Source organism: Bartonella sp. MM97QHHN, assembly GCF_042194285.1.
Taxonomy (GTDB): Bacteria; Pseudomonadota; Alphaproteobacteria; order Rhizobiales; family Rhizobiaceae; genus Bartonella.
In genome coordinates, this window is record NZ_JBHIMS010000082.1 from 281,173 (window position 1) to 300,844 (window position 19,672).

Annotated in this window: 12 protein-coding genes, 1 tRNA gene and 1 pseudogene; 7 read left to right on the forward strand and 7 right to left on the reverse strand. The window is 36.9% G+C overall.

Annotation, left to right across the window (positions count from 1 at the left end; all coding sequences use genetic code 11):
• From cyoB to gpsA, 4 genes and pseudogenes are all read left to right on the forward strand, one after another.
• A complete protein-coding gene (cyoB, locus tag ACFIJW_RS06610) occupies positions 1-2,019 on the forward strand; it encodes a cytochrome o ubiquinol oxidase subunit I (protein WP_375617542.1) in 2,019 nt (672 codons plus the stop codon).
• Positions 2,016-2,684 (forward strand): cytochrome (ubi)quinol oxidase subunit III, encoded by a 669-nt coding sequence (locus ACFIJW_RS06615; RefSeq protein ID WP_375617543.1) that lies wholly within the window; start codon positions 2,016-2,018, stop codon positions 2,682-2,684. The genes cyoB and ACFIJW_RS06615 overlap by 4 nt, the downstream gene beginning before the upstream one ends.
• Positions 2,684-3,289: pseudogene (gene cyoD, locus ACFIJW_RS06620) on the forward strand (cytochrome o ubiquinol oxidase subunit IV); the annotation flags it as partial. The gene ACFIJW_RS06615 and the pseudogene cyoD, both read left to right, overlap by 1 nt.
• A gap of 404 nt (positions 3,290-3,693) precedes the next feature.
• The gene (gpsA, locus tag ACFIJW_RS06625) at positions 3,694-4,701 is read left to right on the forward strand and encodes an NAD(P)H-dependent glycerol-3-phosphate dehydrogenase (RefSeq protein ID WP_375633702.1); all 1,008 of its coding nucleotides are present in this window, start codon (positions 3,694-3,696) and stop codon (positions 4,699-4,701) included.
• Between the two features lie 1,835 nt (positions 4,702-6,536).
• Here gpsA and fabI read toward each other — a convergent pair.
• The 3 genes from fabI to fabA are packed head-to-tail and all read right to left on the reverse strand — an operon-like array spanning position 6,537 to position 9,191.
• On the reverse strand, positions 6,537-7,355 hold the full coding sequence (fabI, locus tag ACFIJW_RS06630) for an enoyl-ACP reductase FabI (RefSeq protein ID WP_375633703.1): 819 nt from the start codon (positions 7,353-7,355) through the stop codon (positions 6,537-6,539).
• 48 nt (positions 7,356-7,403) lie between these two features.
• Positions 7,404-8,624, reverse strand: a complete 1,221-nt coding sequence (gene fabB / locus ACFIJW_RS06635; protein WP_375633704.1) for a beta-ketoacyl-ACP synthase I — start codon at positions 8,622-8,624, stop codon at positions 7,404-7,406.
• Between the two features lie 57 nt (positions 8,625-8,681).
• Complete coding sequence (gene fabA, locus ACFIJW_RS06640) at positions 8,682-9,191, reverse strand: 3-hydroxyacyl-[acyl-carrier-protein] dehydratase FabA (RefSeq protein WP_273722474.1); 510 nt, start codon at positions 9,189-9,191, stop codon at positions 8,682-8,684.
• Between the two features lie 231 nt (positions 9,192-9,422).
• On the opposite strand from fabA, the gene irrA reads away from it, so the two are divergent.
• A complete protein-coding gene (gene irrA, locus ACFIJW_RS06645; protein WP_375610040.1) occupies positions 9,423-9,935 on the forward strand; it encodes an iron response transcriptional regulator IrrA in 513 nt (170 codons plus the stop codon).
• Between the two features lie 46 nt (positions 9,936-9,981).
• On the opposite strand, the gene ACFIJW_RS06650 is transcribed toward irrA, so the two are convergent.
• From ACFIJW_RS06650 to ACFIJW_RS06665, 4 genes are all read right to left on the reverse strand, one after another.
• Positions 9,982-10,542, reverse strand: coding sequence for an SH3 domain-containing protein (locus tag ACFIJW_RS06650; protein ID WP_375633705.1), 561 nt, complete (start codon positions 10,540-10,542; stop codon positions 9,982-9,984).
• A gap of 1,544 nt (positions 10,543-12,086) precedes the next feature.
• On the reverse strand, positions 12,087-12,320 hold the full coding sequence (rpsU, locus tag ACFIJW_RS06655; protein WP_375633706.1) for a 30S ribosomal protein S21: 234 nt from the start codon (positions 12,318-12,320) through the stop codon (positions 12,087-12,089).
• Between the two features lie 187 nt (positions 12,321-12,507).
• On the reverse strand, positions 12,508-14,181 hold the full coding sequence (locus ACFIJW_RS06660) for a formate--tetrahydrofolate ligase (protein ID WP_375617551.1): 1,674 nt from the start codon (positions 14,179-14,181) through the stop codon (positions 12,508-12,510).
• A 689-nt stretch (positions 14,182-14,870) separates the two neighbouring features.
• Positions 14,871-14,947 (reverse strand) — tRNA-Arg (locus ACFIJW_RS06665).
• A gap of 369 nt (positions 14,948-15,316) precedes the next feature.
• On the opposite strand from ACFIJW_RS06665, the gene ACFIJW_RS06670 reads away from it, so the two are divergent.
• Together ACFIJW_RS06670 and ACFIJW_RS06675 are read left to right on the forward strand one after the other, a co-directional pair.
• Complete coding sequence (locus ACFIJW_RS06670; RefSeq protein ID WP_375633707.1) at positions 15,317-16,456, forward strand: efflux RND transporter periplasmic adaptor subunit; 1,140 nt, start codon at positions 15,317-15,319, stop codon at positions 16,454-16,456.
• The gene (locus ACFIJW_RS06675; protein ID WP_375633708.1) at positions 16,453-19,590 is read left to right on the forward strand and encodes an efflux RND transporter permease subunit; all 3,138 of its coding nucleotides are present in this window, start codon (positions 16,453-16,455) and stop codon (positions 19,588-19,590) included. The genes ACFIJW_RS06670 and ACFIJW_RS06675 overlap by 4 nt, the downstream gene beginning before the upstream one ends.
• The last annotated feature ends 82 nt before the right edge of the window (positions 19,591-19,672 follow it).

Sequence of the window (19,672 nt, forward strand, 5' to 3'; positions counted from 1 at the left end):
ATGTTTGGAAGACTTACAGATCCTACGGCAGGTGCTTTTCATGCGCTTGCACATGAACCGATCGTTTTGTATACATGTATTGCGATTGTTTTGGTTGGTTTAATTGCTGTTATTGCTCTAACAGTACTTGGGTGGTGGGGGATTCTATGGCGAAATTGGATTACAACGGTTGACCATAAACGCATAGGTATTATGTACATCGTTCTTGGAATTATTATGCTTGTTCGCGGTTTTGCGGACGCACTTATGATGCGAACGCATCAAGCTTTAGCTCTTGGGAGTGAAACAGCAGGTTATTTGCCCCCTGAGCATTTTGATCAAATTTTTTCGGCGCATGGTACGATCATGATTTTTTTCATGGCCACGCCTATTTTATTTGGTCTTTTTAATTATCTTATACCACTTCAAATTGGTGCGCGTGATGTTGCTTTTCCCTTTGCAAATAATCTAGGTTTTTGGATTACGGCTGCAGGGGCGATATTGATTAACATATCCCTAGGTGTTGGGAATTTTGGTCGTGGTGGTTGGTTGATGTATCCACCTTTTACAGAATTGCAAACGAGTCCAGATACAGGGGTAGATTATTATTTATGGTCACTTCAGCTTTCTGGTATTGCAACAACAATGGGATCAGTGAATTTCATTGCAACGATGATTAAAATGCGTGCTCCTGGAATGACAATGATGAGAATGCCTATTTTTTGTTGGAGTGCTTTTGTCAGCAATGTTCTTATTGTAGTCATTTATCCTGTTTTGGCTGTAGCATTTGCACTCTTGGCATGTGATCGTTATTTGAACATGAATTTCTTTACCAATGTTGGTGGCGGAAATCCGATGGTATGGATTAACTATGTTTGGGTTTTTGGTCATCCTGAGGTTTATGTTTTGGTTGTTCCTGCTTTTGGAATTGTTTCTGAAGTTGTATCAACTTTTTCTTCAAAACGCCTCTTTGGTTATACTTCAATGATATGGGCCATGTTGGTTATTTTGATTCTTTCGCTTCTTGTTTGGGGACATCATTTCTTCACAATGGGTGGGGGTGAAGCTGTAAATACCTTTTTTAGTATTGCTACGATGATTATTGCAGTTCCAACCGGTGTAAAAGTTTTTAATTGGCTGCTTACGATGTATAGAGGTCGGATTCGCTTTGAGCCTCCTATGCTTTGGTGCATGGGTATGATCTTTACATTTGTTGGTGGTGGATTAACAGGTGTTTTATTATCTATTGTTCCTGCTGATTGGCAGTTTCATAATTCGCTCTTTTTGATAGCACATTTCCATCATACAATTATTGGAGGTGTGGTTTTTGCGTACTTAGCGGGGATTGCATTTTGGTTTCCAAAAGTTTTTGGTTATAAACCAAATCGCATACTAGGTATTACATCTTTTTGGTGTTGGTTTATTGGTTTTTACCTTGCCTTTTTTCCCGTTTATGCGCTTGGTTTAATGGGGGCGACGCGTCGTCTTCAGCATTACATGGAACCTAGTTGGCAGCCGATGTTTATTATTGCTGCATTGGGTGCTTGTATTATCTTACTTGGTATCCTTTGTTTCGTGCTACAGGTTGTTTTGGCGATTTGGTACGGTATTAAGCATAAAGGGCACTTACCGGTAACATTAAATGATTCTTGGGGTGATGCACGTACACTTGAATGGTTTACCTCTTCACCGCCTCCTTCCTATAATTTTGCCCTCCTTCCAAAGATACAGTCTGATGATGCTTATTGGAATATGAAGAAAAGTGGTTATCAACGGCCGACAAGTGGATTTACAAAAATTCATATGCCTTCGAATACATCGGCTGGAATTATTGCTGGCTTCTTCTCATTAGTTGTTGGTTTTGCGCTTGTTTGGCATATTTGGTGGCTTGTTGCGGTTGGACTGGTTGGTTTTATCGCAACGCTTGTGTGTCATTCATTAACAGGTGATCATCATGGTTACTATATTCCAGCTGAAGAAGTGCAAAAAACTGAAGATGCCTTTACGGCTGTTCTTAAAGAACGAGGAGTAATAGTATGAGTGCTGTAACAATGAATAACGCGAGCACTATAGATGAACTTCACCACGATAGTAGCTCGGTAATGACGTTTGGTTTTTGGGTCTATATTCTTTCAGACTTAATCCTGTTTTCGACACTGTTTTCAAGTTTTGCTGTATTTTCTGCTTCTTATGGTGGTGGTAAAGCGGGCAGTGAGTTTATAGATTTAAAGTTTGTTTTGGTTGAGACTGCTTTCTTGTTGTTTTCATCCGTCACTTATGGCTTTGCAATGGTACAAGCACATAAAAATAACATCAGTGGTGTGCGTTTATGGATGGCTATTACCTTTGTATTGGGGTGTTGCTTCATTGGTATGGAACTTTACGAATTTCATGAACTTTTGAGTGAGGTTTTTTATTTCGATCCAAATGCTTATGCGGGTATTGATCCTGCAACAGGTTTACAGCTTTTTGGACGGGAAATTCTCTCTGCTTATTGGTCAGCATTTTTTGCTTTGGTTGGCACCCATGGACTTCACGTAAGTGTTGGCCTTCTTTGGATGGTTGTGATGTTTTTTCATCTTCGTCGTAATGGCTTGGATCAGAACAATAAGACACGTTTAGCATGCCTTTCCATTTTTTGGCATTTACTTGATATTGTATGGATTGGTGTTTTCACCATGGTTTATCTATTAGGAGCGTTGTGATGAGCGTGCAAAATGAAACACATGGTCCCAGTACTGGTTCCTATTTGGTTGGTTTTATTCTGGCTGTATTTTTCACTTTGGGTTCTTTTATTCCTGTGATGTATGGAATGATGGAAAGTTGGGCAGTTAGTACAAAGGTTGCGTATCTTATTGGGATGGCGATTATTCAGATTATAGTACAAATTGTTTTCTTTTTGCACTTGAATTCTGGTCCAGACGCCAAGTGGAATTTAAGCGCGTTGTGGTTTGCTGCTATTTGCGTTTTTGTTATTATTGGGGGAACTTGGTGGGCTATTTCTCATTTGAATTATAATATGATGGGTGGTTCAGGACGTGTTATTGAACCGGAAATATCAAGTAGAGATGATTCTTCAGTGTCTGAGCAGTTATCAACCAAAGATATATCCGTAAGAAAACAGCCAGAAAAGATACAGGGCTCAGAGGTTTCGATGGAGCAAGGTGCAAGTACGCAAACTCTTGTAGAACAGGCACCTAGTTCAGAAATGCCTATGGGGCAGGGTCTAGGTACGCAAACTCCTGTAGATCAAGCACCTGGTTCAGAAATGCCCATGGAGCAAGATCCAAATACGCAGTTTCCTGTGGAGTAGTTGTTAGAAATATCTACGGAGCTCTGATGCGGCATGTATCAGCTTCGTAGAAGAAATTCGTAGGATATAAAGCAGGAGATAAGTACAAGATATCAGTGGAATGAGTATCATTATTTTGAATATACTTTTAATTTAAAAGAGAAAGTCCGTGGGGTATTTAGTCAATCTTTAATTTTTGAGACAAATAGCTATTTGTAGAATATACAAAAAGTTATGTTTGTAAAATTTACTACAAAGAAAGAGAATGTGCGAAACAAGTTTTTATATTGTGTGAGATAAAAAAGCTACGAAGCAGTAATATTTTTAGATTTAAAGAATTTATATTAAAGATAGCATTAAAATTATTTGTAATAATAATATGTAATTGAAATCAAAAATTTAGAGAATAATCAGAAAATTTAATGAAAACCGTTGCAATGACAGTTATAGGTGCTGGTTCTTTTGGTACTGCATTAGCGATAGCTCTTGCCCGTAATGGTCATAATGTTTTACTTTGGGGATATAGTCCTCAACATATCAAAGAATTACAGGAACAACGTTGTAATCAAGTATATTTACCCGATATTCGATTTCCTGACAATTTATTACTTGAAGCTTCGCTTGAAACTGCTATAACAGCAAGTCACAATATATTAATCGCTGTTCCAAGCCATGTATTTCATCAAGTTTTGTATAATATTCAGCCTTATTTAGATCAGCATTCACGCGTTATTTGGGCGACAAAAGGTTTAGAACATGGTACCGGACGTTTCTTACAAGAGGTTGCTCGTGAGATTTTAGGTGAAAAAATTCCTTTAGCTGTTTTTTCTGGACCAACTTTTGCTCAAGAACTAGCTATTGGTTGGCCTACTGCAATGACGATAGCAGCTTCTGATGTTGAGTTTGGTAAAGAATTGCAGCAACTTTTTCATTGTGACAAAAGTTTTAGAGTTTATAAAAGTTCAGATATGATTGGTGTTCAATTAGGGGGAGCAGTCAAAAATGTTATTGCTATTGGTGCAGGAATATCAGATGGCATAGGTTTTGGGGCAAATGCACGAATAGCTCTTATCACACGAGGACTAGCTGAAATCAGTCGTTTAGGGGGGGCTATGGGTGCTGAGCTTTCCACATTTATGGGAATGACAGGCTTAGGTGATCTGGTTTTGACATGTACTGATAATCAGTCACGTAATCGTCGTTTTGGAATACTTCTTGGTAAAGGAATAGATATAAAAGAAGCGGAAAAACAAATTGGTCAGGTTGTGGAAGGATACTTGAATACCAAGGAAGTACATACGTTGGCGCAGCGTATTGGGGTAGAAATGCCCATTGTAGAACAAATTTATCAAATTCTCTATTGTGGTAAAAACATAACTGAAGCAGCAAACACATTATTAAGCCGCGCCCTCAAGGACGAAATACAATAATATCCTGTTTTTTAATAATTCAAATCATAAAAAATAGAAACATGCTATGATAGACATATAAAATAGATTGTATTGATGGTTGTATAAGGCAGTCATATTCCAGCAAATTATAGATTCATATCATTCGATTCTTTATGAAACATGGCTGAAATATAAAAGTTTTTGCTTTTGTCTAAGAGCTATCTCTTTGAAGATAAATTATCCGTTTCCACTTACACATGTTTGTGTAATGTAATGAACAAGATATTTTTATTGTCTCTTAAATTCATCTCACAATGATATTTGCAAACAGAATAATACAAGACTCATTAGGTAGAAGCATCTTATTTATATAACGTATAAGCTAAGAATATCGGGGCAGGGATATTGTGTATCTCTGTTTTTGTAATTCTTTAAAACAAGAAGACAATCTGTTTTGGGAAGAAGATGAAATTTTAAAGATGAAAACTAGTTCCCATTTCTACAATCATTTTTAAATTCAGTTTTACGCTATCTAAAGCAATATCTTTTAAATAATGGAGATTATCTCACACCTTTATTTTTCTCATTTTTTAATGAAAGCATTTCCCTGATGTGTCAGGTAAAATAGAACGCCCAAAAAAACACGATTGCTGTTATATATTCACGCGCTTGTTTTAAAGAGATCTCTCTTAAAACTCCCAAGTCTAATTCGCGACGGTGACCGTAAATAGTGTAACGATAAAGCCATTGTGCACATCCCCATTTTTACGTTTATGAAGGAGGAAGCCGATCATCATTACACCCCCCAATGTTGAGACAGCTCTAGGTACTTGAAGCTGTTCAGTAGAGATATTTAAGCCTTTTATTTTCTCACATATCAATTCTGTTTTTTATATGCAAGAAATGATTTTTGGAATTATAACTTTGAAAGTCTAAGATTGAAAAAAATGTTATTGTGCTTGTTTGTGGCTGTCATTTAAACTGAAAGAATAATCTGATTATAAAGATAATAAATTGGTTTATATGAATAATTTATTTTTGTATTGAATTAATTAAAAATATGCGTTTACTTGTCACAAGTAGATTAATATGTGGATAAAAATTATTAAAGATACTTCTAATGAATCATCTCAAGTGTTGTTTCAATATTAGAACATGGCAAGTAAAATGACGGTGTCAGTTTGTCATCTGTATAAACATTAAAATGGTGGTGAAAAAAGGATTTTATGTACTTCACAGGGATTTTTATACGTTTTACAGGTACCATTGTGAAATGGAATGGCGTGCATTGAGCGATATCTTTAAAAAAATGCATGAAAGAGCAACAGCTATAGTATTTTTGGGCGTTCTATTTTACCTGATACATTAGAAGAAATGCTTTCATTAAAGAATATAGTAAGATTAATGATTGATTTCTTTACGCCTTCATATTCATCCTAAATTAGATTGTATTTGCGTTTCAAGAATAAATCAAACGGTAGGAATATTTTTTTCAATTTGCTACACAAAAGCTGAAACTAAGGATTTTAATAATTCTCTAATCTCTTTTTCAAACTACGATGGCATGAGGGCTGGGGATTGATTTATAAGCAACGACAAAAGCGTATGCTTTAGTAAGGTAAATAACGTCATAAAATACAAAATTTATCAACCATGGATTGAAGAAATATTCCGGATTTTTATAAAATATTTTGCGAAACAGGGCATCGTACATCTGGTTTTGTATTGACTTATTCTTACAAATATTTGCACATATTCCTTACGTCATATTATTATAAGTCAATACACTATTATATAGCTGAGAAAGTACTCAATACCCGATTAAAGCACTATGCACATGATTGATTTTATTTTTTAGTGCAATGAAATAAAATTTATCCTTCTTGGGAATCGTCACTTTTTTTCAGTTCTTCAAGTATTGGCATAGACATGATGTTATATCCTGAATCAACATAATGAATTTCACCTGTAACACCTGATGATAAGTCAGAGAGTAGATAAAGAGCAGATTTTCCAATTTCATGAATATTTACGGTACGCCGTAATGGGGCATTACGCCGTTGATGTGAAAATATTGCACGTGCAGCTGCAATACCATTACCTGCTAAAGTTCTAACAGGACCAGCGGAAATCGCATTGACACGGATATTTTGAGGACCAAAGTCCGCAGCTAAATAACGTACCATAGCTTCTAAAGCTGCTTTAGCAACACCCATGATGTTATAATTAGGCACAACTTGCTGTGAAGCACCATAGGTAAGAGTTAAAAGTGTTCCTCCATTGGGCATAAGCTTACCGGCGCGCTGGGAAATTTCAGTAAAGGAATAAGCTGAAATAACCATCGTGCGTTGAAAGTTTTCACGTGTTGTAACATCAACGTAACGCCCTTTTAGCTGAGTTTTATCTGAAAAACCAATGGCATGGACAATAAAATCAATTGTTTTCCATTCTTTTTCAAGTTGCTCAAAGACGTAATCAATATTTTCACTTTTTTCAACGTCACACTCTAGCACTAATTTGCAGCCAAGTTTATCTGCTAGGGGATGAACACGTTTTCCAAAAGCATTTCCTTGATAAGTCAACGCTAATTCCGCTCCTGCTTGTGCGAGCTGACAGGCAATGCCCCAAGCAATTGAATGGTCATTCGCAATTCCCATAATAAGGCCGCGTTTGCCCTCCATCAAACCTTTCATATTATTCTCCGTAAGACCGTACTTTTTTCAATTACTAAGAGCTTTTGTTTATACATAACGTTGGAAAACAAGCGTTGCATTGGTACCGCCAAAGCCAAAAGTATTCGACAATACGGTATTCAGTTGTTGATGATCACGTCGTTCACGAACGATTGGCATATCAGCAAAAGCTGGATCAAGTTCTTCAATGTGGGCACTTTCACAAATAAAATTATGATTCATCATTAACAATGTATAAATTGCTTCGTGAACACCTGCTGCTCCCAAGGAATGTCCTGTTAGAGACTTGGTAGCGGAAATGGGGGGGCATTGATCACCTGCTCCAAAGATACGACGGATAGCTTCTATCTCAGGAGGATCACCAACAGGAGTTGCTGTCGCATGGGGATTGATATAATCAATTTTATTATTGACTGTTGCAAGAGCCATGCGCATGCATCGTTCTGCTCCCTCTCCTGATGGGGCAACCATATCATGTCCATCGGATGTCGCACCGTATCCAACGATTTCTCCGTAGATTTTTGCACCACGTGCTTTAGCAAGTTCTAAATCTTCAAGGACTAAAACGCCAGCCCCTCCAGCAATGACAAAACCATCACGATTAACATCATAAGCACGTGAAGCTTTGTGAGGGGTGTCATTATATCTGCTGGACATAGCGCCCATGGCATCGAATAAAACAGATAGTGTCCAATCCAAATCTTCGCAGCCACCGGCAAAGATGCGCTTCTGTTTACCATATTGAATCATTTCGTAAGCATTACCAATACAATGATTGGAGGTAGCACAAGCTGAAGAGATTGAATAATTGATCCCCTTTATTTTAAAGAAAGTTGCTAATGTTGCAGATGCTGTAGAACTCATCGCTTTAGGGACAACAAAAGGTCCAACACGTTTTGGACCTTTTTGGCGTGTAATGTCAGCAGCTTCTACGATTGAATGTGTTGAAGCACCTCCAGAACCCATAATAATACCCGTGTGTTCGTTCGACACTTCATGCGGTTCTAGACCCGCATCAGCAATTGCTTGATCCATGGCGATGTGATTCCATGCTGTTCCACGCCCATGAAAACGTAGAGCACGTCGATCTACGAGTTCTTCTATATTAATATCGGGCTTGCCATAAACTCTGCTACGAAAGCCTAATTCAGCATATTGAGGTGCGTAAGAAATTCCGGATTTTGCTTCACGTAAACTGGTTAAAACAGCTCCAGGGTTATTTCCAATTGCGGAGACAATTCCCATTCCGGTTACAACAACTCGACGCATTCATACCTCCTCGTTCCATACAGAATAGTGAAAAGTTCTTTCTGACGGAAATAACGTTCAATCTTCTTTGAATAAAGCAACGCGTAAATCGTTCGCCTTATAAATAGTCTCTCCATCTGCTTTTAGCCACCCATCAGCTATTCCTAAGACTAAATTTCCACGTCGAATACGCTTAAAATCTATTTCATATTCAAGAATTTTGGTTTGTGGAGTTACCATCCCTGATAACTTTACTTCACCTGTTGATATTGCTCTTCCTTTGCCTGGTTCGCCTAGCCAACCAAGAAAAAAACCTGTTAATTGCCACATACCATCCAGTCCGAGACATCCTGGCATGACGGGATCGCCTATAAAGTGACAATTAAAGAACCACATGTCTGGTGTAATGTCAAATTCGGCGCGAACCATTCCTTTATCGTATTTACCATCAGTTTCACTAATTTGAGTGATTCGATGAATCATTAACATTGGCGGTGCTGGCAATTGCGCATTACCTCTACCAAACATTTCGCCGCGAGCGCAGCTTAGAAGCTCTTCATAAGTGTAGCGAGACTTTTGTTCAGCCATTGTTACTCCATTTATTTGCATATATCTTTATTTCTGCGCTTTTCCCAACCTACTTTTAGAGCAAATTTTAAAGAGAGGGAAATGATTTTATATCATTTTTAATGACAAAAGCCTTTTTTTATGTATTCTACATAGGTAATTATTTAAAAATGGAATACAAGATTACACCATACTATTCCCATTTTTTTGTATTTTGATCTTATTTAGCAGGAATATATTTGGGTTTGTAATATGTCAGTGAGTGCAGACAATTTAGATATGAATGAAGAGCAGCAGTTCACAAAAGAGTGTGGAAAAATTGTGCAATATTATTCCATTTCTATGTTAGAAAAACGTTTGCGTCAAAATGGTCTGCGTCCAACACGTCAGCGGTTGGAACTTGCACATATGATTTTTTCTCAAGGAAATCGTCATATTACTGCTGAAGAGCTCTATGAGGAAGCGGTGAGGGCAGGTGTACCTGTATCTTTAGCAACGGTTTATAATACGCTTCATCAATTTACGGAAGCGGGATTATTACGGATTATTGCCGTAGAAGGCTCAAAAACTTGGTTTGATACCAATACCTCTGATCACTACCATTTTTATATAGAAGGCGAAAATCGTATTCTTGATATTCCTTATAATTTGGAAGAAGCTCCCATTATTAGAAATTTGCCTAAGCCACCAGAAGGTATGGAAATTTCACATGTTGATTTAATCGTGCGATTGAAACCAAAAAATCAATCTTGTGATAGGCAGTGAGGATATTCAATGAGGAATAAAAATTAAACTTGTTGAGTTTGAGTATTCACCAACCTTTTACTTTTTCATCAGGATAGATTCCCCATAACTGGGGTTGCTGAAGCCATCCGCGCGTATTATTAATGTTTAGTTCGCACCATTGTCCATCACATTGGCGGATGTTACCAATGACGTTAGGTTCTACTTCCGCCACAAGTTCTGCGTTGTCGGTGGGGTTTTTTCGTAGCATCAGCCTTTTTGTTTTATCTTTTTGCCATGGAATAGTTATAGCAGTTCGCTTTCCCGATAAAAGCGATTGATACACCCATCCCTCATCGCCTTCTGCATCACGAATTTTGCGCCATTGATCATATTCTTGAATGATTTCAATAGGTAAGCCCTTCTTTTTGTAGGTGAAAATGATAGAATAGTTGCTTCCTGGTCCGACGCGTACATTAACGCTGGTGGGTTTAATCGAAGCAAATCGCGGAAGTGGTAAACCACTGGGCCCTAAATTTTGATTAAATGTTTGTGCATGCAACAAATGAGGTGAACCCAATACAATGACTATTGCTATTAAGATACATGATATGAGTATTGAAACGCGAAACCAACGAGAATTTTGCACACCGAACTCCTTTATTTCGTCATATATTGGAAATTTAAAATCTGAAAGATAAGACTGGAAACTGATAAAAAGTATGACACATTGCTCGTTAAAGAGATCTAAACGATGAAAAAATTGCTACAAAAATATCAAAATAAGGAAAACAAAAGGTTTGTATTTCTTAGTGCTTATCTTGTTTATGAGGGGGTAGATATAAATAAACATGAGATTTTTATGTAGCTGTAGGCGTGATAAAACAGTAAAGTATACTGGAGCCTTAGCAGTTTTTGTACAGGAAATTAGGGCTAAAGTATTGCATCTCTTTTCTGAGTTTGTTTCTCAAAGTAAAAGTGCATGTATGCATATTATGAACAAAGAGCTGTTCAGTAAAGGGATTATTGTGTGGCTTGAAAAGAAGTTTTGAATGAACAAAATAATACGATAAATAAAACATTTAAGCGTAAAAATATGAGCAACATTTATAGAGTAGATTGATATATGAAGGGCTAACAGGATACTTTTTCGTGATAATTCATTTATAAAATTTGCTACACTCTAATCTTATGCCATGATAATGCTTATCCGTATGGTAGATAAGCTGGCTTCATCGTTCTATTTACCAGCTTTCAATGTTATGCTATTCCTATTATTTATGGTATTCATAAGAAGCCTTTTTGTTTTTTCTTAAATAGCTTTTATTCTATTTGCGGATGAATCCCGCTTATGATGTACAAGAAAATAATCTTCATTGATTCAATATGAGAAAGTGTTGAGAAACTTTAACTCGTTATTTAAATTTTAAAAACATTTCCATCAAAAATGGTAATAAAAGGCACATTCATCCATATTAAAACACAGTGTTTTCTCTGTTTATTGTCAATTTTCTTTTTCTCTAACTCAGTATAGAAGAAAGTTGAATGAAATAGAAAGGCTTATTCGATACACTGATGAGGGTAATTACATAAGTGATGAATAGAAGAAATTTATCAAGAAAAAAGAATCTATAGTGCAGTGGTTGAAATTCGTCATCCTTTAGAGAGACAGAATCAAGAGATATAAAAAGTTATGGAATTACATCGTTTCGTTACATAACTGAAGGGAAAGAGGATTATGAATTTGATATTATATTTTACACACAATCGCATATTGCGATAGTTATTTTTGTTTTGTAATCAGACCTAGGATGATCGAAAGATGTAGAATATTTAATGACAAAAAAGAAATTCATCATGAAACTGTACATAAGAAGCAGTGATGTAAGAGATATCCAGAAGGAAAAAATTATAGCGAAAAGTGATAATAAAACACCCCGCACTCAATTTACATAGGAAAAAGTCGCTTAAATACCTCAAGTGTAGTTTGTTATCTATTTTTTGAAATATAAGAGTGAAATAAAAACCACCTCTATGATAGAAATCTTATTATTTTCAAATAACTAACATGTTAGATAACATTGTACACAAAAACCTACACACAAGCAATTTATTGCAATCAACTATGAAGATAAAATTTTCTAGTAGTTTACTATCTATTGCTTATGCAATTATATAATATTATAAAGTATATTACTTTACCGCAACAGTTCGTCCGTTACTAATAAAACCTTCTCTTTGTGCACGCTTACGAGCAAGCTTACGTGTACGACGAATAGCTTCAGCTTTTTCACGAGCACGCTTCTCAGATGGCTTCTCATAATAAGTACGCATTTTCATTTCACGGAAGATACCTTCACGCTGCATCTTTTTTTTCAACGCACGGAGCGCTTGGTCAACATTATTATCACGAACGAGTACTTGCACTATCTATCCTGCTTTTTTCAGTGTCATAAATGATAGGAAAAAACCTACGTCCTTTTAAAGGCATATCCAAAAGGACAAACGCTTATATCATATAAATAAGACATTTGTCTATATCGCTTTTTAAAATTCTATTTTTTTTATAATAAAACGCTTTTTATAATGAATGATAGAATTTACGGTTATAAATTTATGAAAGTCCTTGTATTTGATCATTTTCGTCAAGATGAATTTTTTCAGCCGTGGGATAATGGGGTAGTCCCGGCATGGTCATAACATCTCCACAAATGACAACAATAAAACCGGCTCCCGCACAGAGACGAACTTCTCGTATGGGAATTTCAAAATCAACAGGAGCGCCGTATTGCTTGGGATCAGAAGAAAAAGAATAAGGTGTTTTTGCCATACAAATAGGGTAGACGCCAAAACCTTCTTTTTCCCAAGTTTCAAGTTGTTTGAGAATAGGGGCTGGGATGATGGCGCCACGTCCACCGTATAGCTTTGTTATAATACAATTAATTTTTTGAACGAGTGGAATATCATCTTGATAGAGAACTTTAAAATCAGAATCGTGCTTTTCAATCAAGGTAACGAGTTCTTGTGCAAGTTCTATAGCGCCTTTTCCACCTTGTTCCCAATGCTTACAGATAATAGCTTTGTGTCCAGTTGTTGCAACTATTTTTTGTAATGTTTTTATTTCAGCATCGCTATCGCTGTCAAAATGATTGATAGCCACAACACAAGGAATACCGTAGTGCTTCATATTTTCTATGTGTCGTAAAAGATTGGCAGCTCCTTTTTCTAAAGCGGTAATATTTTCTTCTGTCAGGTTATTTTTATCCAGACCACCGTTCATTTTTAATGCACGAATAGTTGCGACGATCACTGTAGCATTTGGTACAATACCTGCTTGCCTACATTTGATATTGAAGAACTTTTCTGCTCCAAGATCTGCTCCAAACCCTGCTTCTGTGACAACATAATCAGCAAGTTTTAAAGCAGTTTTTGTTGCTATAACTGAATTGCAACCATGAGCAATGTTGGCAAAAGGTCCTCCATGAACGAGAACAGGATTATTTTCAATTGTCTGTACGAGATTGGGTTGTATAGCATCTTTGAGAAGAACTGCCATTGCACCTTCCGCATTGAGATCAGCAACGGTGATGGGCGTTTTATCATAACGATAAGCAACAATAATTTTCTTGAGTCTTTGTGTGAGGTTTTCTAAATTTTCAGAGAGACAAAGAAGCGCCATAATTTCTGATGCAACAGTAATATCAAAACCTGTTTGGCGTGGAAAACCATTTGTTATGCCCCCCAATGAAATGACAATATCGCGCAATGCACGATCATTCATATCAAGAACGCGTTTCCAAACAATGCGACGTGGATCAATGTTTAGAGTGTTTCCCCAATAAAGATGATTATCTATCATTGCGGCAAGAAGATTATGAGCAGCTGTAATAGCATGAAAATCACCGGTAAAATGTAAATTAAGGTCATCCATTGGAATGACTTGCGCATAACCACCACCAGCAGCACCACCTTTTACACCAAAACAGGGACCTAAAGATGGTTCTCTCAAGGTAGCTATTGTTTTTTTACCAATAAGATTAAGAGCATCACTTAGTCCAACTGTTGTTGTTGTTTTGCCTTCTCCGGCAGGTGTGGGATTGATAGCTGTGAGAAGGATAAGTTTACCATCTGGATTTTTATTAAGCGATTTTATGTATTCAGAAGAAATTTTAGCTTTATCATGACCATAGGGAATGAGATTTTCATGTGAGATACCAATTTTTTGTGCAATTTCAATAATATGTTGCTTTTTAGCAGTGCGAGCAATTTCAATATCAGTTTTAGGCATGGAAAAATTCTTTAAACTTAGCTTTTATTAACGTTTGGGATCTGTACCCCATGGATTAATTAGAAAAATTCATAGAGAACAGAAAAATATTAAGATATCATAGAAATCGATGATATGCCATGCAAGAGATAATGCTAAAGAAGCACAAGAAGAGTTTTATTGTTTTTTAGGAAAAAGAATCTTTGGTTTGCAACAAATGCTGATGATATTAATGGATACCATAAGTGTTTCATAGTAGTACGTTTGAGAAGTAGTTTATTTATTCTTTCCAACAACACACTGAAAAAGTTTCACATGGTGGTAAACCGGAATTTATGGCGGCACATCTGAAGTCCCTCTTAAGATGGGACTGCTAGGAATAAAATATCCAGAAGCATCCAGTTATGGAATAATTAGAAATAAGCACGTAAAAAATTACCTAACTGAGTAGAGAGTGTAATCCGGAAGAGACCAAAAACAAGCGCATAGATTGAAAAAAGAAAACAACAACACACGCTACTCATGCAATCGCTACGATTATAAGCTAATAAAAGCACCTTAGAGCTGAATTGAAGGACTCATAACATCTTATTTTAGCAAAATGGCTAAAGAAACGACTCACAACAAAATGAAATGACAAAATACAAAATAACAAATCACAAAATAAAGAATTTAAAAAGTCTGACTTTATAAGAAGATATTGTTGATGATGGCGCACCCGAAGAGATTCGAACTCCTGACCCCCAGATTCGTAGTCTGGTGCTCTATCCAGCTGAGCTACGGGTGCATACATTTCAATTTTTTACATTGTCTAAGACAAAGGGTTCCTAATCGTTTCATTAAAGAAATGCAAGTGAAACTTGGATAGTAATAAAAAAAATTTCTCTTTTTTATGAGATATTTTAAAAAAAAGATATAATATATTATGGCTTCAGTTGGTTTTGATATGAACATTTTTTTGTCATGACCATACAAAGCAATATGAACGATAGTTAACTTGACGTTTTAATCTATGAAAGATAGTCAAGCAGAGATGAGATGTGTTTTTTTGCGGTGGGGGTAAGATATACACACCCGCTGTTGGGTTTTTGTGTAAAACGCCGATATTACTGTTGAAAACTATTTCAGATGAAGATGGCACAGCAAGGGCGGATGTATGGCGTTATTAAAAAAGAGCTTTCCATTGGTGTTTTTAATCGTTGTTTTAACGGTTACCTATTGGGCTGGAAAAAAGAGTGCGGACCAACCCATTTCTATGGTGGATAAAACAAGAGTATCGGATAAAGCTTCAAATGAAAAAATGGGAAGGCCACCGGTAAATGTTGTCGTTGATCTTGTAAAAGTTCAAGATCTTTATGAACAACTTAACGTTCTTGGGAGTGGAAAAGCTCTTGCAGAAGTCGAGCTTACCCCTTTATCCTCAGGTGTTATTGATAAGCTTTTTGTATCAGCGGGTACAAAAGTACAAGCCGATGATGTGATTGCAAAGCTTGATTCTAAAAAAGAAGAAATAGCGGCTGCAAAAGCAAAAGTGCAACGTGATAACAATGCGTTAACGCTTTCGCGCATTCTTAAATTACGCGCCAGCAATACAGCAACGGAAGTTCAAGAAATTATGGCACGCTTAGAGTTGGATAACGCAAATTTAGTTTTGCGTAATGCTGAATTAGATCTCGATCGGCGAACAATTCGAGCACCGATTCCTGGAGTTGTTGGTATTTTGCCCGTTGATGCGGGGAATAACGTGGACCTTAATACTGTAATAGGCCGTATTGAGAATAGAGAACGTATTTTGGTCGATATATGGGCCCCTGAACGATATGTGTCGCGCATCCATAAAGGAGATGAGGTAACGGCAACGTTAATCGCGCAGCCAGATAGATCTTTTGTTGGTCATATTTATGCGATTGATAATATCGTTGATCCAGAAAGTCGCACACTTCATGTTCAGGTTGAAATCAATAATGAAAAAGATACGCTCATGTCTGGTATGTCCTTTTCTGTTTCCTTGCAGTTTCATGGTGGTTCTTTTCCTGTCGTTAATCCTCTTGCAGTTCAATGGAATAGTAAAGGATCATTCGTTTGGCGTGTGAGAGAAGGAAAAGTAGAGTCTATTCCCGTAACAATTATTCAGCATAAAGCGGATCAGGTTTTCGTGAAAGCTCCCCTAGAAAATGGTGATCAAGTTGTCATTCAAGGGGTGCAAATGCTTTATCCAGGAAGTAAAGTAACTATTGATGATCCAAAGTCTCTTCAACAGCAATTATCAGTAGGTTATGGAACGGATATACAATGAGCCAAGAATTGAGCACAAAACAGCCTACGTCAAAGGTGGAGCAAGGTGGTCTCATTACCTTATTTATTCGCAGACCGGTTTTTACTCTTGTTTTGAATGCTATGATCATCATTGCAGGATTTGCAGCATGGTTAAATGTTGATGTAAGAGAATTACCCGATGTTGATACTCCCGTAACAACGATTGTGACGATGTTTTCTGGTGCATCGGCGGAAACAATTGATCGTGAAGTTACAAAAATTATAGAAGATGCTGTTTCTCGTGTTTCAGGTGTTAAGGCGATTTCTTCAACGTCTTCTTTTGGACGCTCCCGTGTGAAGATTAACTTTAATGTCGGTGTTGATTTGAATGTTGCTGCATCTGATATTCGTGATGCTCTCTCTCGTGTTACCTATTCTTTACCGAAAGATGCGGATTTGCCTTTGATTATTAAAGCAGATTCGAATGCTGCTGCCATGATGTATTTGGTTGTAACGTCACCAACAATGAGTGTTGATGATTTAACCACGATTGTAAACGATCAGATTGTTGATGCTATTTCTGCTGTTGATGGTGTTGGTGATGTACAGGTCGATAGTGCTCGCACAAAGATTTTTCAGATTGATATAGATCAAGCAAAACTTGCAAGTTATGGATTAACTGTAGCAGATATTTCACGTGTTCTTGCTGATATGACAACAGATGTGCCAGTAGGGTCATTACGCAATTCTAAGCAAACTTTAGTTGTACGTGCTACTGCACGTTTAACAACACCAGAATCTTTTGAACAAGTTGTTTTAAAGCCTCATGTGCATCTTGGTGATGTTGCGCATGTTACTTTATCGCCGGATATAGAAACAGTTATTCTTCGTATCAATGGAAAGACAGGTATTGGATTAGGTATCGTGCGTAAAGCACAATCCAACACTCTTAATATTTCTGAAGGTGTGAGAGCCGTTGTTGATAATCTCAAAAGTATTGTTCCTTCTTCTGTAAATATAGACGTTATTAATGACGATGCAATTTTTATTAAAAGCGCTCTTCATGAGGTTGAAGTTGCTTTGGTCATTGCTATTTTGAGCGTTATCTTGGTCATTTTTCTTTTTCTCAGAGACATTCGTGTAACGCTGATACCTGCTTTATCTCTTCCTGTCGCTTTGATTGGTACCATTGCAGCTATTTATCTTGTAGGGTTTTCATTGAATATTCTCACATTTTTAGGACTTGTTTTAGCAACAGGGCTTGTTGTGGATGATGCCATTGTTGTTCTTGAGAATATTGTTCGGTGGCGCAACATGGGATTAGGTTCCAGAGCAGCAGCGGTGATAGGAACACGTGAAGTATTTTTTGCTGTTTTAGCAACAACATTGACATTAGTGGCTGTGTTTGTTCCTATTTCCTTTCTTCCTGGGCAAGTTGGAGGACTTTTTAGAGAATTCGGTTTTGTTTTGGCAATTTCTATTTTGCTTTCTTCAATTGTTGCTTTAACGCTTTGTCCCATGTTGGCTTCACGTTTTCTCAAAGAACATATTGAGGAGAAAGAGGAAAAGTCCCATCATTATTTTACTTTTTTATATAAATTAGGTACTTTTTTTCATAAGGCATATACGTACAGTTTGCATAAGTGTTTAGAAAAACCTTGGGCTGTTGTTTTTGCTTCACTTATTTTTGGGGGGCTTTGTATTGGGGGCTATATGAAACTGCAACAGGAATTAACGCCAGCAGAAGATAGAGCTCTTATCTTTTTGGTCATTAATGGACCACAAGGTATTTCGACACAATATTTGAACGAGCAGGTAGAGCAAATTGAAGCAAGTCTACAGCCATTACGTGATGCAGGGGAGATTGCTAACAGTTACTCTATCGCGGGTATTGGAGGTTCACCCAATACTGCTTTTTTGATTTTATTGCTTTCATCTTGGAATAAACGTTTACGTAGTCAGCAAGAAATCGTGAAAGATGTTAATGCAAAGGTTAAACAGTTTCCCGCAGTTTTTGTGTTTGCTGCGCAGGGAAATTCTCTAGGTGTGAGTGGAACTGGGCAAGGGTTGCAATTTGCAATTCTTGGCAATGATTATGCAACATTACAACCCATTGCTGATAAGCTGGTTAGTGCTTTACAAGATGATCCGCGTTTTATTCGCCCACGCCTTACTGTTGATGCAACACAACCGCAATTTTTTATTGAAATCAATCGAAAAAAAGCCTCCGATTTAGGGATTGATATCACGAATTTGGGCGATACATTACAAGCAATGTTGGATGGTAAAAAGATTGGTTCCATTAACGTGGATGATCATTCTTACGATGTTAAATTGATATCGCGTACAAATTCTATGAAGAGTCCTAGCGATTTAGAAAATATTTTTTTAAAAACCAAAGACAATCGATATGTTCCTTTATCGGTTATTGCGCGTTTACATGAAAAAGCTATTGCTCCCCAACTAAAACGGGAAAAACGCATGAGTGCTGTTATTTTAAGCGCAAATCTTGCTCCAGATATTGCTTTAGGGGAAGCTTACCAAACTGTACAGAAAATTGCTTCTCCTTTGTTATCGAAAGGAACCTACTTGGTTCCTTTAGGGGAAGCCGAAACGCTTAATGAAACATCTTCCAATTTTATGATTGTTTTTGGCATTGCCTTTTTGATTATTTTATTGATTTTGGCTGCTCAGTTTGAAAGCTTTATTTCAGGATTCATTATCATGGCCACTGTCCCATTAGGGATTGGTTGTGCTGTAATTGCTATGCTATTAAGTGGTGTAAGTCTTAATATTTACAGCCAAATTGGATTAATTTTGTTAATTGGTGTTATGGCAAAAAATGGTATTCTCATTGTTGAATTTGCAGATCAATTACGCGATCAGGGAAGAAGCGTGCGTGAAGCCGTAGAAGAAGCAGCAAACATTCGCCTTCGTCCAGTTTGTATGACAATGATTTGTGCCATTTTAGGAGGTATTCCTTTGGTTTTGGCCAAAGGTGCTGGCGCAGAAGCTCGTATAGCTTTAGGTTGGGTTATCGTTGGTGGCTTAGGTTTAGCAACTATTTTTACGCTTTATGTTACACCGGTTGTTTATCTTTTTTTAGGGCGTTTTATAAGACCAAAAGCAGAAGAAAATTTACGTTTAACAAAAGAACTCAATCAAGTTAAATGATGTATATGATAGAAAAGATTTGAAAGTTTATTCTTGTAAAAATATCATTTTCGGATCTTATCCTTTATATTTTGTATATTCC

What these genes read in the sequence shown, in the direction of transcription:
- cyoB (WP_375617542.1), top strand. Translation starts at nt 1, where the DNA reads ATGTTTGGAAGACTTACAGATCCTACGGCAGGTGCTTTTCATGCGCTT.
- ACFIJW_RS06615 (WP_375617543.1), top strand. Translation starts at nt 2,016, where the DNA reads ATGAGTGCTGTAACAATGAATAACGCGAGCACTATAGATGAACTTCAC.
- gpsA (WP_375633702.1), top strand. Translation starts at nt 3,694, where the DNA reads ATGAAAACCGTTGCAATGACAGTTATAGGTGCTGGTTCTTTTGGTACT.
- fabI (WP_375633703.1), bottom strand. Translation starts at nt 7,355, where the DNA reads ATGAAAGGTTTGATGGAGGGCAAACGCGGCCTTATTATGGGAATTGCG.
- fabB (WP_375633704.1), bottom strand. Translation starts at nt 8,624, where the DNA reads ATGCGTCGAGTTGTTGTAACCGGAATGGGAATTGTCTCCGCAATTGGA.
- fabA (WP_273722474.1), bottom strand. Translation starts at nt 9,191, where the DNA reads ATGGCTGAACAAAAGTCTCGCTACACTTATGAAGAGCTTCTAAGCTGC.
- irrA (WP_375610040.1), top strand. Translation starts at nt 9,423, where the DNA reads ATGTCAGTGAGTGCAGACAATTTAGATATGAATGAAGAGCAGCAGTTC.
- ACFIJW_RS06660 (WP_375617551.1), bottom strand. Translation starts at nt 14,181, where the DNA reads ATGCCTAAAACTGATATTGAAATTGCTCGCACTGCTAAAAAGCAACAT.
- ACFIJW_RS06670 (WP_375633707.1), top strand. Translation starts at nt 15,317, where the DNA reads ATGGCGTTATTAAAAAAGAGCTTTCCATTGGTGTTTTTAATCGTTGTT.
- ACFIJW_RS06675 (WP_375633708.1), top strand. Translation starts at nt 16,453, where the DNA reads ATGAGCCAAGAATTGAGCACAAAACAGCCTACGTCAAAGGTGGAGCAA.